This window comes from Bradyrhizobium sp. USDA 4011 (assembly GCF_054063415.1).
Map to the genome: position 1 here is coordinate 3,970,951 of NZ_JBSSGG010000001.1, position 14,769 is coordinate 3,985,719.

Sequence of the window (14,769 nt, forward strand, 5' to 3'; positions counted from 1 at the left end):
GTGGCGGAGCAATGACGGCGGGCTCAATAATGCCCGAACGCCACCGGGCGGAACGCCTGCAGCAATTGCTGGTCGAGCTTGCCGCCCATCTCCTCCATCATGGAGAACGCCTTGGCGTGGGTGAATTGCAGCCGGTAGGCGCGCTTCTCGACCAAAGCGGCATAGACATCGACGATCGTGGTGACGCGGACGATGTCGCTGATCTGGTTGCCGCTGAGACCGTTCGGATAGCCGGTGCCGTCGAGGAATTCGTGATGGTGCAGGATCACGTCGAGCATTTCCGGCGGAAAGCCGCCCTGCGCCGACAGCGCCTCGTAGCCGCGGCGCGGATGTTCGCGCATCTCGGCCATTTCCTCGACCGTGAATGCGCCGGGCTTGTCGAGCAGCGCGACCGGAACGAAAGCCTTGCCGACATCGTGCAGCAGCGCAGCGCGGGCGAGCCGACGCTGGTCGTCATCGCGCATACCGAGATGCTGCGCGAACGCGACCGCAAAGCCGGTCACGAACAGACAGTGGCGATAGGTCTCCTGGTGATGGCAGCCGACCGTGGTCAGCCATTCACGCAGCGAGTTGTGCTTGATCGCCTTGAGGATCTTGTTTTCGGCGGCGACGATGTCCTCGAACTTCAGCGGCTCGCCGGCGCGCATCCGCTCGAACATCTTGACCATCACGCCGTGCGCGGCCTCGACGCCGCGGTTGAGCGCCTTGCCGCGGTCGGTCTCGTCGTAGCCGCTGTCATCGGGAAACGCGGCGCGAATGCGCTGCAGGATGCCGCGCGCGTCGAACGGCCGCGAGATCGTGTCGGTGGCGCCGAGCGCCCAGGCCTGCATCGAGGCGTGGTGCAGCGCATCCGCCAGCACGAACAGCCGCGGCATCTCGCGATAGGCGTCGGCCTGCAGCTTGGCGCGGACCATTTGCACGGCTTCGGGCGAGCGCAGATTGATGTCGACCACAATGCCGGAGAGATCGCGGGCCGGCTGCTCGGGAATGTCCGAGGTCGGAACGGTATCGACCTCGCCCACCGAGCGCAGGATGCTGGCGAGTTCATTGCTCTGATCGCTTCGATCTGACGCCAGCAGCAGGCGGCGCTTCGAAGTCTTGTTGTTGGCTAAGGCTGTCATGGAATCCCCGTCGCGGTAACGACCGACGCCGCGACGCTACCTGACGATGCGTTCCCTCCGGCTTAATGGGGATGCTGAACGGCGGTTAAGCGCAATGGATACAATTTGAGGAACCGCGGAATCCACCAGCAGAATCAGACCGGCAGAAAATGATGGCGGGCAGCCGCAGCGCCGACGAATCGTGAATTTTCGCGGTGCCAAAGACGTCGCTGCCGCCACCATCCGGCCGACGCTTGGAGCAAAGAAAAACGCCGGGGAGCGGCTAAGCTCTCCGGCGCCTTCATTGGTTCAGGCCGTTACGCCTTCATCGCAGCCTTGACGGCCTCCGCGGTGATCGGCAGGCCGCGGACGCGGGCGCCGACCGCGTTGAAGACGGCGTTGCCGATCGCCGGCGCCACCACCGTCACTGCGGGCTCGCCGACGCCGGTCGCCTTCTCGCCATTGGCGATGACGTTGACCGCGACTTCCGGCAGCTGGCTCATCCGAAGCGGCGTGTAGGTGTCGAAATTGGTCTGCTCGATGCCGCCGTCCTTCAACGTCGCCTTCTCGAACAGCGCCAGCGACATGCCCCACAGCGCCGCGCCCTCGACCTGGGCCCGGATGCCGTCGGGATTCACTTGCGTACCAACGTCGGTCGCAACCGTCAGCTTCTTCACCGTCACCTCGCCCGAGGGGGCGACTGCGACGTGGGCGACACAAGCGGTCCAGCTCGCCGTGGCGCGCTCCTGCGACGACACGCAGGCAACGCCCATGCCTTCGCCCTTGGGCAGCTTCTTGGTGCCATAGCCGGCGAGACCCATCGCCGCGAGCAAGGTGTTACGCAGACGCTGCGCGCCGCCGTCGTTCTTGCCCTTGCCGTCCAGCAGCTCGACGCGAAGCAGGGCCGGATCCTTGCCGGTCGCATGCGCGATCTCGTCGACCATGCTTTCGACCGCCCAGAACGTCCAGCCCGGCGCCACTGAACGGAGCTGACCGGACGGGGTGGCGTTGTGCGCCATCTCGTTCTTGATCGCCCGCACATAGTGGTTGGGGACGGTGTAGAAGAAGTCCGAACCGTTCACCGTGAAGGCATCGAGCGGTCCCTTCTTGTCGACCGAGGGCGACAGGAAGTCGGGGATGCCCCAACGCTGGGTCGGCCAGGCCGAGACGACATCGTGGCTCAACGCGACGAGTTTGCCGTCGCCGTCCACGCCAGCCTTTACTTTTTGGTAGGTCAGCGGACGCGAGAAATCCATCGTCATGTCGTTCTCGCGCGTGTAGATGACCTTGACCGGCTTGCCGACGGCCTTGGCCGCCTGCACCGCGGGCACCATCATGTCGGCGTCGAGACGCCGGCCGAAGCCGCCGCCCAGCCACATCTGGTGCATCACCACGAACTTCGGATCGATCCCGGCGGCGCCGGCCGCGATCGCGCCGGAGCGCGTCGCGAACTGGTTGCCGGAATAGATGTGCAGGATGTCGCCCTTGAACTCCGCGGTGGCGTTCATCGGCTCCATCGGCGCGTGGATATTGATGTTGGTGGTGTATTCCGCCTCGAGCACCTTGGCCGCCGTGCCGAAGGCTGCGTTCGGATCGCCGTCCTTGACGAAGAACTCACCGGAATCGCTGAGCCCCTGCAGCCGCTTGGCCTCGGCGAACAGCGATTCGCTCGACAGTTTGGCGTTCGGGCCGCCGTCATAGCTGATCTTCAGCGCCTCGGCGGCCTTCTTCGCCTGCGCATAGGTGTTGGCGACCGCGACGACCCAGCCGGTCGTGGTTGTGGTCTTGTCGTCGAGGGTGACGGCCTTGATGAAGCCCGGCACCTTCTTGGCCGCGCTATCGTCCACCGACTTCACGGTGGCGCCGTAGCGGATCGGCGGGGTGACCAGCGCGCCGTGGACCATGCCCGGCAGCATCACGTCGATGCCGTACTTGGCCGCGCCGTTGACCTTCAGCGGAATGTCGAGCTGCGGCACCGAGACGCCGATCATGGTGTACTGCTCGGGCGACTTCAGCTTGATCGCCTTGAGATCGTCCGCCGTGAAGGTCTTGGTCGCCTTGCCGCTCTTCACCACCTCGGCAAACGACATCGACTTCTTCGACTTCGGATGGCTGATCGTCGACGCGCGCACCACCAGCTCGCTGGCCGGCACGCCCATGGCGGCCGCCGCCGCCTCGGTCAATGCGATGCGGCCGGCAGCGCCGGCGCGGCTCATGGCGTCGAAGTTCATCATCGTCGACCAGCTGCCGCCGGTGATCTGCGCGCCCAGCACGGGATCGTTGAACTTCGGATCGTTGGAGGCGAGCTGGACCCGCATGTCCTTCCAGTTCGCGCCGAGCTCTTCGGCCACGATCTGCGCCATCGTCGAGGCGACGTGCTGGCCCATGTCGGCCTTGCCGCAGGTCACGGTGACGAGACCATCGGGCGCGATCGAATACCAGACGCTCGGCTCGAAGTTGGCGGGTGCGGGCGCCGCAAGCGCCTCATCGATGCCGGACGCGGCGTAGCCGAGCACGAGACCGGTTGCAGCGGTGCCGACCAGGAAGGAACGGCGGCTGAGATCGGTCGTCTCGGGAGCGAGGTTTTTCACGTGCTTGTTCATGTGGCCCTCCGCTCGGATCCGGTGGCCGATGCGGTGCGCATGTCGGACGCAGCGCGCATGATCGCCTTCTGGATTCGTGAATAGGTCATGCAACGGCACAGATTGCCGTCCATATGCGCGACCACTTCTTCCTTCGTCGGATTGGTGTTCTTCGACAGCAGCGCGGCTGCCTGCATGATCTGGCCGGACTGGCAGTAGCCGCATTGCGGCACCTGCTCGGCGACCCAGGCCTTCTGCAAGGGATGCTCGCCCTTGGCGGAGAGGCCTTCGATGGTGGTGATCTTCTTGCCGACGGCGTCGGCGAGCGAGGTCTGGCAGGACCGCACCGCTTCGCCATTGACGTGAACTGTGCAGGCGCCACAAAGACCGGCGCCGCAACCGAATTTGGTGCCCGTCATCTGCAATTGCTCGCGGATGACCCAAAGCAGCGGCGTGTCATTGGCCGCCTCGACGGACATATTCCGTCCGTTGATGTTGAGATTTGGCATCTCTCTCCCCTTCCGGTGTCGGAAGCCGCTTACGGCGGCAACTCACTGTTGGGTCATGGCTGGCGCCCACCGGGTAAGCGACAGTTGCCGAAACAATGATCCGGTTCCTGGCTGGAGGCAATCCAATTTGGAATTGCTCGAAAGGAATAAATTTCGGAAAACTCCCTGTTGTGCGATGCGGCAACAGCATGAAGTTTTTGAAATGCCAGTATTGATGTCGTATCGATCACTCCTACCAAGGTCGGTAGCGCTGCCGGACCTGACGTCGACAACAGAAGGAGCCCGTCAATGGCCAAGCTCAACCGCAGCGGCGTCGATATCTATTACGAGATTCACGGCAGCGGCCCGCCCCTGATCCTCACCCACGGCTATTCGTCGACGTCTGCGATGTGGCACGGCCAGATCGAGGCGCTGTCGAAGCGGCACAAGCTCATTCTCTGGGACATGCGCGGGCACGGCCAGTCCGACTATCCCGACAATCCGGATGCTTACAGTGAAGCGGCGACGGTCGGCGACATCGCCGCCCTGCTCGATGTTGCCGGCGCCGACAAGGCGATCGTCGGCGGCCTGTCGCTCGGCGGCTACATGTCGCTCGCCTTTCATCGCGCCCATCCGGAGCGGGTGCGCGCGCTATTGATCATCGACACCGGCCCGGGATTCAAGAAGGACGACGCCCGTGAGGTCTGGAACACGCGCGCCCGCGACACTGGCGACCGCTTCGATCGTGAAGGGCTCGAGGTGCTGAAGTCGCTGAGTGCCGAGCGCGCGTCGGTCACGCATCGCAACGCCAGGGGCCTGGCGCATGCCGCGCGCGGCATGCTGGCGCAACGCGATGCCCGGGTGATCGAGTCATTGCCCGGGATCAAGGTCCCGTCACTGGTCGTGGTCGGGGCCAACGACACGCCGTTCCTGGCGGCGTCCGACTACATGGCGACGAAGATCCCGGGCGCGCAGAAGGCGGTGATTCCGAACGCCGGCCACGCCGTCAACATCGACCAGCCGCAGGCCTTTATCGCCGCCGTGCTGCCGTTCCTCGATAGCCTTGAAGCCGGCGCGCCGGGAAAGGCCGCCTCATGAAGACGATTGTCGTCGCCTTGTTGCTGACGGCGGCCGCGACAGGAGCGAACGCCCAGAAGCTACGGCCGTTCGCCGACCCGGCCACGCCAACCTTCACCGCGACGCTGTCGAACAACACACCGCTGGTGTTCGGCATGGACGTCGCGGCCGCGCAGCGTGTGCTGGGCACCCCCTTCACCCATGTCAGCGGACGGCCCGGCAACGAGATATTCCTGACCTTCCGCGACCTCGGCGGCAGCGGGCTGTTTCCGCACCATGATCGTCTCTTTCTGCAGTTCCGCAAAGGCCGGCTCGCCGGCTGGAAGGCCGACTGGGGCGAGAACTGGATGTGGCGCTAAACCTCATCATCGAAAGCTTCATGCAACCCCCAACATGACAAGGATGGACCATGGGACAAGACATCAAGCTGAAGGCTTCGGATGGATTTGAGCTCGGCGCCTATCGCGCCGATCCCGCTGGCGCGCCGAAGGGCGCGATCGTGGTGATCCAGGAGATCTTTGGCGTCAACCACCACATCCGCTCGGTTTGCGACCGGCTGGCGAAGGAAGGCTATGTCGCGGTTGCGCCGTCGATCTTCGACCGCATCACGCCGAACTTCCAGAGCGGCTACTCCCCCGATGAGGTGGCCGAAGCGCGCAAGTTCGTCGCCAATCCGGACTTTGCCGCGATGCTGCGCGACAGCCAGGCAGCGATCGACGCGGTGGAGTCGGTCGGGCCGGTCGGCATCATCGGCTTCTGCCTCGGCGGCAGCATCGCCTATGCGGCCGCCACCAAGCTGACCGGGCTCTCGGCCGCGATCGGCTACTACGGCGGCGCCGTGATCCGCTTCGCGGACGACAAGCCGACCGTGCCGACGCAACTGCATTTCGGCGAGAAGGATGCGGGCATTCCCTTGAGCGATGTCGAGACCATCAAGTCGAAGCGGCCCGAGGTCGAGGTCTTCATCTATCCCGGCGCGCAGCACGGCTTCCATTGCGACGAACGCGCAAGCTACGACAAGGCGAGCGCCGACATCGCCTGGCCGCGCAGCATGGAATTTTTCGCGAAGTATTTGCGGCGATAGCTCTTTCCATCTCGTCATTCCGAGATGCGCCGCAAGGCGCAGGCCCGGAATCCATTTCGCCGCAAGACGCGCGGAGTGATGGATTCCGGGTTCGCGCTTCGCGCGCCCCGGAATGACTGATGGAGAGACGTTGCTTTAAAACCAGCGCTCGCCGACGAACACCGTATCGCCCGGGCTCATCGGCGTGCCCAGCGGCACCACGAAGCGGCCGGAGCCGGATGCATCGGTGTGGGTGAGGGTGACCTGGTCGCGCTTGGCACGCGGCGAGAATCCGCCGGCGATCGCGACCGCGCTCTCGACGGTCATGTTCGGCACGTAGGGATACTGGCCGGGAGCCTGGACCTCGCCGAGGATGAAGAACGGCCGGTAGGATTCGATCTCGACAGCCACCGAAGGATCGCGGATGAAGCCGTTGCGCAGCCGAGCCGAGATTTCACCGGCGAGGCCGGCCGGCGTGCGGCCGCGCGCCGGCACCGAGCCGATCAGCGGCATGGTGATCGAGCCGGCGGCGTCGATCGCGTAGGAGTTGGTCAGGCCTTCCTGGCCGTAGACCACGACGCGGAGCTTGTCGCCCGGGCCGAGATGATAGGAGTTGTCGTAACCGGCGGGCCCACCCGGTGCGGCGGCATAAACCACCGGAGCGGCACCCGGCGCGGCATAGCCATAACCAGGAGAAGTGCTGGCAAAGGCGGAACGCAGTGCGCTGATCGCACCACCACCACCGCCGGCATCGGCAACCGGGCCGGATGCGTAAGCCGGTCCATAGGTGACGGCATCGACACCTTGCGGGCCGACAGCAACCGGACCGGACGTGCTCATGCAGCCAGACAGCGCGAGCGCAGCCACAACGGCAGTGATCGGCAATCGTAACGCGCGTGCAACCGGCACCGGACCTATCCCTCGACGGCGAGACAAGCCCAGTCTTGCACCACTTATGGTTAATAAAAGGTTTTCGAGAACCGAACGGGGAGCCGGAAAGCCGACCCCCCTCGATCTAGAGCATGATCCGGAAAGGTGGGAACCGGTTTTCCCTCGCGACAAACGCGAGAGCGTTTGCGCGGAGATCATGCTCAACAGAAGCTGCGATCAGGCGGTGACGCCGACACCGATCGGGCAGGACACGCCGGTGCCGCCAAGCCCGCAATAGCCCGCCGGATTCTTGGCGAGATATTGCTGATGGTAGTCCTCGGCGAAGTAGAACTCGCCGGCCGGCGCCACTTCCGTCGTGATCGCGCCGAGGCCCTTGGCGGCGAGCGCCTTCTGATACATCGCCTGCGACGCATCGGCGGCTTTGTGCTGCTCGTCGCTGAACGTGTAGATCGCGGAACGATACTGCGTGCCGATGTCGTTACCCTGGCGCATGCCCTGCGTCGGGTTGTGGTTCTCCCAGAACGTCTTCAGCAGCTTCTCGTAGGAGATCTTCTTCGGGTCGAACACCACCAGCACGACTTCGGTGTGGCCGGTGCGCCCCGAGCACACCTCTTCATAGGTCGGGTTCGGCGTGTGGCCGCCGGCATAGCCGACCGCGGTGGTGTAGATCCCGTCGCCGAGTTCCCAGAACTTCCGCTCCGCGCCCCAGAAGCAGCCGAGCCCGAACACGGCCTGCTCGAGGCCTTGCGGATATGGCGGCGTCAATTTGCTGCCGTTGACGAAATGCGTGGTCGCGGTCGGGATCGGCGTGGTGCGGCCTGGCAGCGCCTCGGCGGCGCTTGGCAACGCGGTGGTCTTGCGCATGAACAACATGGATACCTCCGGGCGGGACATCGGCCGACGCGGCAACGGCCTGCGGGCCGGCTGTCACCTATATATGTCCTTACGCGGACGATGGCAGCCCCGTTACTGACGGCCGCGGCCAAGAGAGATGCAGCCAACTCAGTCGCGTGCGTAGCCGATCAGCGGCTTGCGCGGCCGGAACAGGATCATCAGCAGGATGCCGGCAATGCCGAGCACCGCGAACACCGGCTGCTCCAGAAGCACGCGGATCACGCCGTTCCAGAGCCAGGGCGCGAAGCGATCCACCCAGGCATGGAACGCCTGCTGGCTCGACTGATGGATATCGTTCCAGAACTGGCCGAATTGGGTGAACCGCAGGCTCTGGTCGGCGACGTAGCGGGCCCCGTCATAGACCATGAAGATGAAACTGCCGGCCAGCAGCAAAAGGCCGATCAGGCGGAAAAAGCCGCGGATCATGCGTCACCCTAACTCCCTGTCGCGCCCCACACGTCGACAGGCCTTACCGGGCGCCCCCCGGAAATTCAACCTCTTCAGCGGCTTATCCGGACCTCGCGAGGCCGATTTCGGGCCCTTTTTCGGGTCCCGAAAGCGTTGACGGTTAAGCCTGCGCCATCTATAAGACCGGCCGATGGCGGCGGGCGCAATCCTGCCGCCGCTGTTCTTTGGACAGTGCCGCATGCGGGGGCAGCATTATGCGCCTTGGCATGGCCGCCTCAAGGACACCCGAGAAAACCACCTTGGACAAATACATCAGAGTTGAGATTTGAACCGGCCGGTGCGCGCAAGCCCGACCACCGAGCGATCACCGCCGAAGGACAGTTAGAGAACCATGGCCAACACCACCTCCGCCAAGAAGGCGACCCGCAAGATTGCCCGCCGCACCATCGTCAACAAGTCGCGCCGCACGCAGATGCGTGGCGCCGTGCGCACCGTCGAGGAAGCAATCAAGAGCGGCGACCGCGAGGCGGCACTTAAGGCGATGAGCCACGCCGAGCCCGAACTGATGAAGGCAGCGCAGCGCAACATCATTCACAAGAACCACGCGAGCCGTAAGGTGTCGCGCCTCACGCAGAGCATCGCCAAGCTCGCCAAGTAAGCTCAGCGAGTACAGCTCGCCGCGTGAGCTGACCGAAGAACACATTTGTCACGAAGCCCGGCTCGCGCCGGGCTTTTTGTTTTGGTCTCGCATTTTGTCGTGGAAGTTTCATGGCGCGAGAAGAGTCGGCGTTGCCGCGCAACGAACTGCGTGTCATGTTTCGTCGCGTCCGTAGTTCTACCGGCTCATTATGCTTAACGCGCCGCACTCGCGCACAGATTGTTCTGCACTAAGCTGGATAGATGGAATAGCGCGCGAATATCTCGCGTTGAAAATTGCGCAGCGGGGTTACCCTGCAAAAGCAATCGCGAAAAATGACGTCTCGCGAATTACTTATGCACATAGCGCCGAACAGCGATTGGAAAAATGACCGGCGCGAGACCAAATGTAAATTTTCTATGAAAAATTTTTGGTATTGCACCGTCGTTTGTGACACGCGTGAATCTGTGCGGTGATTCAAAACCTTGCTTTCGCAACTCAGCGTCGGCAACACCGCAACAGTCGCCAAGAGTCTCGACCCCCGTCGAATCCACGGATTGTCAGGAAATGCGCTTGGTGTATTTATTTCTTGTTCGCGACGCCCACGGATCTCCAGATCAGCGCGGTTTGAGACCCAAGGGCGGACGTGCAAATCGGCGGCGGTGTGCGCGTTAGCGACGCTTTCCAAGCGAAGCTAGATTGACGGCTCATAGCGATATGAGGACGGTCGACCTGTGTCAAAATATCTCCGGCGGTGCCCCCGACAATTTGGGGGATCGAACAAGAGAGACCAGGACGTCAGTCGGAATCTGGCAACGGGAACGCGGCGCAAGCGAACGGGTTGACGACGACACGCGGCGGCGAAGCGCCGAACATCTCGGTGTTCGGTAGCGGCAGTCCGATTTTGAAGACACGAGCAAGCTGGCAACTTGCCGCGATACGTCGCGGCGGGAGGGGGAGGACTTATGCCTTACGGTATCATCACTGCAGTCGAACCAACGACGGCCGAAGTGCAAATTTCCTGTGGTGCCGTAATCATCCCCTCGGACGCTGGCTCTTCCCCGCAGAGACCGTCGAGTACGCGCTGACCTCGCGGGACGCATCCTCTCCAAACAGCTGACCTGTCGCGTGGCGCATGGCCGCCACACGGGAGAGCTTTGTCCGGAGCAGACCGCGCCCGCTAGAGGTCGCGTCGTGGCAGGACCCCTGCGCGGCGCTTTCGCAATCATCATCTCTCAGTTTTGGAAAAGTACGAAGGCAATGACGAACACGGAACAGGATCGCTGGTCGCGGGTAAAGGGACGTTTGCGGACGAGCGTTGGCGAGGACGTCTACACGAGCTGGTTCGCGCGGATGGATCTCGAGAGCGTGCACGATGAGAGCGTGCACCTGTCGGTTCCGACCCGGTTCCTCAAGAGCTGGATCCAGGCGCATTACGCCGAACGCGTGCTGTCCTGCTGGCAGGCCGAGATGCCCGAAGTACATCGCATCGACCTCACCGTGCGCTCGGCGATCCGCGCGATGGCCCCTGTGAAGGAAGCGGCTGCGCCGGTCGAGGCGCGCCGTGTCGAGCGCAATGACGGCCGTCCTGCACCTGAGCTGCGCTCGTTCGCGACGGCGCCGGCCGGTGTCCGCCAGCCATGACGCGCTTGGCGGCTCGCCGCTCGATCCGCGCCTGACCTTTGCGAGCTTCGTCGTCGGCCGTTCGAACACGCTGGCCCATGCGGCCGCGCGCCAGGTCGCGGAAGGTCGCCGCGGCGATCCCGTGATGTTCAACCCGCTCTACATCCATGCCGGCGTCGGCCTCGGCAAGACGCACCTGCTGCAGGCCGTGACCTGGGCCGGCAATTCCGGCGGCGAGCGCAAGGTGCTGTATCTCACCGCCGAAAAGTTCATGTACGGCTTCGTCGCGGCGCTGAAGACGCAGACGGCGCTGGCGTTCAAGGAGGCGCTGCGCGGCATCGACGTGCTGGTCATCGACGATCTGCAGTTCCTGCAGGGCAAGTCGACGCAGGCCGAGTTCTGCCACACGCTGAACGCGCTGATCGACGCCGGTCGTCAGGTCGTGATCGCCGCCGATCGTCCGCCGTCCGACCTCGAAAGCCTCGACGACCGCGTGCGCTCGCGGCTCGCCGGTGGCCTGGTGGTCGAGATGGGTTCGCTCGGCGAGGAACTGCGGCTTGGCATCCTCAAGTCGCGCGTCGCCGCGGCCCGCGCCCACCATGCGACCTTCGATGTGCCGGAGGAAGTGCTCGACTATCTGGCGCGCACCATCACCCACAACGGCCGCGACCTCGAAGGCGCGATCAACCGCCTCTTGGCGCACTCCAAGCTCAACAACCAGCCGGTGACGCTGGAGATGGCCGAGCGCGAGGTGCGCGACCTGATCCGCCCGCAGGAGCCGAAGCGGATCAAGATCGAGGACATCCAGCGCGTGGTCGCCCGGCAGTACAATGTCAGCCGCTCCGACCTTCTGTCGTCCCGCCGCACCGCCAACGTGGTGCGCCCGCGCCAGGTTGCGATGTATCTGGCCAAGACGCTGACCCTGCGTTCGCTGCCGGAGATCGGCCGGCGCTTCGGCGGCCGCGACCACACCACCGTGTTGCACGCGGTGCGCAAGATTGAGGCACTGGTCGCCAAGGACACGACGCTGTCGGAGGAAGTCGAATCGCTGAAGCGTCAATTGCAGGAATAAGACTGCAGGAATAAGGCCGCCTCATTTTGGCTGGCGCGTTCCATAGCCCTCCCCTTTATCAAGAGGGGAGGGCTAAACTTTTTTCCGGCCCAAAACGTGGGGAACGGGGCCCGTTTCGCGCCCGTATCCCTTGCACCGGCCGCCCATCCGCGCCACCTTGCGGTCCCCCCGTGGGTTTGATCAAATCCGGTATTGATCCGGCTTATCGGGTTTCCAATGCCGCGGTGCTGCCCTGAACGGCCGCCCGGCTTTTCCATCTGAGGGATCTGGCGGGTATTGCAATGAAGGTCACCGTCGAGCGCGCGCAACTCCTGAAATCGCTGGGCCACGTTCACCGCGTGGTCGAGCGCCGCAACACCATCCCGATCCTCGGCAACGTGTTGATCCGCGCCGAGGGCGCCAAACTGTCGCTGAAGGCAACCGACCTCGATCTCGAGGTGACGGAGACCTTGGCCGCCGAGACCGGAACCGCCGGCTCGACCACGGTGCCGGCGCATATGTTTTATGACATCGTCCGCAAGCTGCCCGACGGCTCGCAGATCGTGCTGGAGGCCGATGGCGACCGCTCGGTGCTCGCGGTGCGCGCCGGCCGCTCGCGCTTCACGCTGCAGACGCTGCCCGAAAGCGATTTCCCGGGCCTTGCCGCCGGCGACATGACGCATTCGTTCTCGCTGCCAGCGTCCGACATCAAGCGGCTGATCGACCGCACCCAGTTTGCGATCTCGACCGAAGAGACCCGCTACTACCTCAACGGCATCTATCTGCATGCGGCCGGTACCGCCAAGGCCGCGACCCTGCGCGGGGTTGCTACCGACGGCCACCGCCTGGCCCAGATCGACCTCCCGCTGCCCAAGGGCGCGACCGGCATGCCCGGCGTGATCGTCCCGCGCAAGACGGTCGGTGAGGTGCAGCGGCTGATCGAGGGCGACGACGCCGAGATCTCGATCGAGCTGTCGGATGGCAAGATCCGCTTCACGCTCGGCAATGTGGTGCTGACCTCGAAGCTGATCGACGGCACCTTCCCGGACTATGGCCGCGTCATTCCGCAGAACAACGACAAGGAACTGGTGGTCGACAAGAAGGATTTCGAGGCCGCCGTCGATCGCGTCTCGACCATTTCCAGCGAACGCGGCCGCGCGGTGAAGCTGGCTTTGTCCCCCGGCAAGCTGGTGCTCTCGGTCACCAACCCGGATTCCGGCAGCGCCACCGAAGAGCTCGAGGTCGAGTACGCCTCCGATGCGCTCGATATCGGTTTCAACTCGCGCTATCTGCTCGACATCGCCGCCCAGATCGAGGGCGAGGTCGCGGTGCTGAAGCTCGCCGATCCCGGCTCGCCGACCCTGGTGCAGGACCGCGACAGCAAGGGCGCGCTCTACGTGCTGATGCCGATGCGAGTGTGACCTCCTCTCGTCATGGCCGGGCTTGACCCGGCCATCCATCGAACAAGAGATGATCTATTGGGTGTACATCCTCGCGAGCAAGCCCGGTGGAACTCTCTACGTTGGCGTGACCAATAATCCGGTCCGGCGAGCTTACGAGCATCGCGATGGCCTCCCCGAAGGCTTTACCAAGCGGTACGGCATCAAGACCCTCGCCTACATTAAGGCGCATGAGACAATCGCCGCGGCGCTTCAGCGCGAGAAAAACATCAAGCACTGGTCGCGTGAGTGGAAGATTGATCTGATCGTTGCCGGCAATCCCGGCTGGCGGGACTTATATGATGAAATTGTCCGCTAGCGCGGACGACGGATTGCCGGGTCAAGCCCGGCAATGACAAGGTAACATGACCCCATCCCGCATTCATCGCCTGTCGCTGACGCATTTCCGCAATTACCGGACGGCGACGCTGCAGGTCGCGGGCGACATGGTGGTGCTGGTCGGGCCGAACGGCGCCGGCAAGACCAATTGCATGGAAGCGGTCTCGTTCCTGTCGCCGGGCCGCGGGCTGCGCCGCGCGACCTTGGAGGACATCGCCGATAATCAGGGCGACGGCTCCTGGGCGGTCTCGGCCGAAGTCGAGGGCGCGCTCGGCCTCGCCACGCTCGGCACCGGCATCGATCCCCCGACCGGCGAGGCGAGCAACAGCCGGCGCTGCCGCATCGATCGCGAACCGGTGGGTTCCGCGACCGCGTTCGGCGACCACCTGCGCATCGTGTGGCTGACGCCGGCGATGGACGGCCTGTTCATGGGCGCCGCCTCCGAGCGGCGGCGCTTCTTCGACCGCCTGGTGCTGGCGATCGATTCCGAGCACTCCAGCCGGGTCTCGGCGCTGGAGCGCTCGCTGCGCTCGCGCAACCGGCTGCTCGAGGTGCGCAACTACGACGACCATTGGTGTGATGCGATCGAGCGCGAGACCGCGGAGCTTGCGGTCGCGGTCGCCGCATCGCGCGGCCAGACGGCCGCCAAGCTCGCCGCGATGCTGCGCGAGCGCGGTGCCGCCTCGGCCTTCCCGTCCGCCGAGATCATGCTCGACGGCTGGATGGAGAACGCGCTGCTGCAGGAGCCTGCGACCGCGGTGGAGGACCGCTACCGCGAGATCCTGCGCGCCAGCCGCCCGCGCGACGCCGCCGCCGGGCGCACGCTCGACGGCCCGCATCTGACCGATCTGCAGGTGGTCTACGCGCCGAAGAACATGCCGGCGCGCGATGCCTCGACCGGCGAGCAGAAAGCGCTCTTGATCGGGCTGGTGCTGGCGCATGCCACGATGGTCGCGGAGATGACCGGCATCGTGCCGCTGCTGCTGCTCGACGAGGTCGTCGCCCATCTCGATCCCAATAGGCGCAAGGCGCTGTTCGACGAGCTCGCCAAGCTCGGCGCACAGGTCTGGATGACCGGCGCCGACCCTGCCGCCTTCGTCGATATCGGCCCGACGGGAGAGATTTTCGACGTCGAATCCGGCCGCGCCACACGGCGCGGCTAAGCGCGCGAAATCGG

General features: G+C 64.5%; 13 protein-coding genes and 1 pseudogene. 8 read left to right on the plus strand and 6 right to left on the minus strand.

All coding sequences use genetic code 11. The features are described 5' to 3' along the window. Positions 1 to 23: 23 nt before the first annotated feature. The 3 genes from ACVW1C_RS18560 to ACVW1C_RS18570 all read right to left on the minus strand — a co-directional run bounded on the left by ACVW1C_RS18560 (position 24) and on the right by ACVW1C_RS18570 (position 4,191). Positions 24 to 1,121 (minus strand): HD-GYP domain-containing protein, encoded by a 1,098-nt coding sequence (locus tag ACVW1C_RS18560; RefSeq protein WP_456759667.1) that lies wholly within the window; start codon positions 1,119 to 1,121, stop codon positions 24 to 26. Positions 1,122 to 1,417: 296 nt separating this feature from the next. Continuing rightward, on the minus strand, positions 1,418 to 3,703 hold the full coding sequence (locus ACVW1C_RS18565; RefSeq protein WP_456759668.1) for a molybdopterin cofactor-binding domain-containing protein: 2,286 nt from the start codon (positions 3,701 to 3,703) through the stop codon (positions 1,418 to 1,420). Further along, on the minus strand, positions 3,700 to 4,191 hold the full coding sequence (locus ACVW1C_RS18570; protein ID WP_176534725.1) for a (2Fe-2S)-binding protein: 492 nt from the start codon (positions 4,189 to 4,191) through the stop codon (positions 3,700 to 3,702). The genes ACVW1C_RS18565 and ACVW1C_RS18570 overlap by 4 nt, the downstream gene beginning before the upstream one ends. A 288-nt stretch (positions 4,192 to 4,479) precedes the next feature. Between ACVW1C_RS18570 and ACVW1C_RS18575 the strand changes: the two genes are divergently transcribed. Genes ACVW1C_RS18575 through ACVW1C_RS18585 form a run of 3 tightly spaced genes read left to right on the plus strand, consistent with a single transcriptional unit; the run spans position 4,480 to position 6,331 of the window. After that, positions 4,480 to 5,268, plus strand: coding sequence for an alpha/beta fold hydrolase (locus ACVW1C_RS18575; RefSeq protein WP_456759669.1), 789 nt, complete (start codon positions 4,480 to 4,482; stop codon positions 5,266 to 5,268). After that, positions 5,265 to 5,606, plus strand: coding sequence for a hypothetical protein (locus ACVW1C_RS18580; RefSeq protein ID WP_456759670.1), 342 nt, complete (start codon positions 5,265 to 5,267; stop codon positions 5,604 to 5,606). The genes ACVW1C_RS18575 and ACVW1C_RS18580 overlap by 4 nt, the downstream gene beginning before the upstream one ends. Positions 5,607 to 5,656: 50 nt before the next feature. Continuing rightward, complete coding sequence (locus ACVW1C_RS18585) at positions 5,657 to 6,331, plus strand: dienelactone hydrolase family protein (protein ID WP_456759671.1); 675 nt, start codon at positions 5,657 to 5,659, stop codon at positions 6,329 to 6,331. A gap of 135 nt (positions 6,332 to 6,466) precedes the next feature. Here ACVW1C_RS18585 and ACVW1C_RS18590 read toward each other — a convergent pair whose 3' ends face one another. From ACVW1C_RS18590 to ACVW1C_RS18600, 3 genes are all read right to left on the minus strand, one after another. Further along, positions 6,467 to 7,219 carry a polysaccharide biosynthesis/export family protein gene (locus ACVW1C_RS18590; protein ID WP_456759672.1) on the minus strand — a complete coding sequence of 251 codons (753 nt, stop codon included), beginning with the start codon at positions 7,217 to 7,219 and terminating at the stop codon, positions 6,467 to 6,469. A 198-nt stretch (positions 7,220 to 7,417) separates the two neighbouring features. Then, on the minus strand, positions 7,418 to 8,074 hold the full coding sequence (gene msrA, locus ACVW1C_RS18595) for a peptide-methionine (S)-S-oxide reductase MsrA (protein WP_456759673.1): 657 nt from the start codon (positions 8,072 to 8,074) through the stop codon (positions 7,418 to 7,420). Positions 8,075 to 8,203: 129 nt separating this feature from the next. Beyond that, positions 8,204 to 8,521, minus strand: a complete 318-nt coding sequence (locus ACVW1C_RS18600) for a hypothetical protein (protein ID WP_092120555.1) — start codon at positions 8,519 to 8,521, stop codon at positions 8,204 to 8,206. 373 nt (positions 8,522 to 8,894) lie between these two features. Here ACVW1C_RS18600 and rpsT point away from each other — a divergent pair, with 373 nt between their 5' ends. The 5 genes and pseudogenes from rpsT to recF all read left to right on the plus strand — a co-directional run bounded on the left by rpsT (position 8,895) and on the right by recF (position 14,755). Continuing rightward, positions 8,895 to 9,161 carry a 30S ribosomal protein S20 gene (gene rpsT, locus ACVW1C_RS18605; protein ID WP_173639982.1) on the plus strand — a complete coding sequence of 89 codons (267 nt, stop codon included), beginning with the start codon at positions 8,895 to 8,897 and terminating at the stop codon, positions 9,159 to 9,161. Between the two features lie 1,239 nt (positions 9,162 to 10,400). Beyond that, a pseudogene (dnaA, locus tag ACVW1C_RS18610) lies at positions 10,401 to 11,835 on the plus strand (chromosomal replication initiator protein DnaA). A gap of 281 nt (positions 11,836 to 12,116) precedes the next feature. After that, positions 12,117 to 13,235: a DNA polymerase III subunit beta gene (dnaN, locus tag ACVW1C_RS18615; protein ID WP_456759674.1), complete on the plus strand. Its 1,119-nt coding sequence runs from the start codon at positions 12,117 to 12,119 to the stop codon at positions 13,233 to 13,235. A 49-nt stretch (positions 13,236 to 13,284) separates the two neighbouring features. Further along, on the plus strand, positions 13,285 to 13,572 hold the full coding sequence (locus ACVW1C_RS18620) for a GIY-YIG nuclease family protein (RefSeq protein ID WP_456759675.1): 288 nt from the start codon (positions 13,285 to 13,287) through the stop codon (positions 13,570 to 13,572). Between the two features lie 46 nt (positions 13,573 to 13,618). Beyond that, on the plus strand, positions 13,619 to 14,755 hold the full coding sequence (recF, locus tag ACVW1C_RS18625; RefSeq protein ID WP_456759676.1) for a DNA replication/repair protein RecF: 1,137 nt from the start codon (positions 13,619 to 13,621) through the stop codon (positions 14,753 to 14,755). Positions 14,756 to 14,769: the final 14 nt, after the last annotated feature.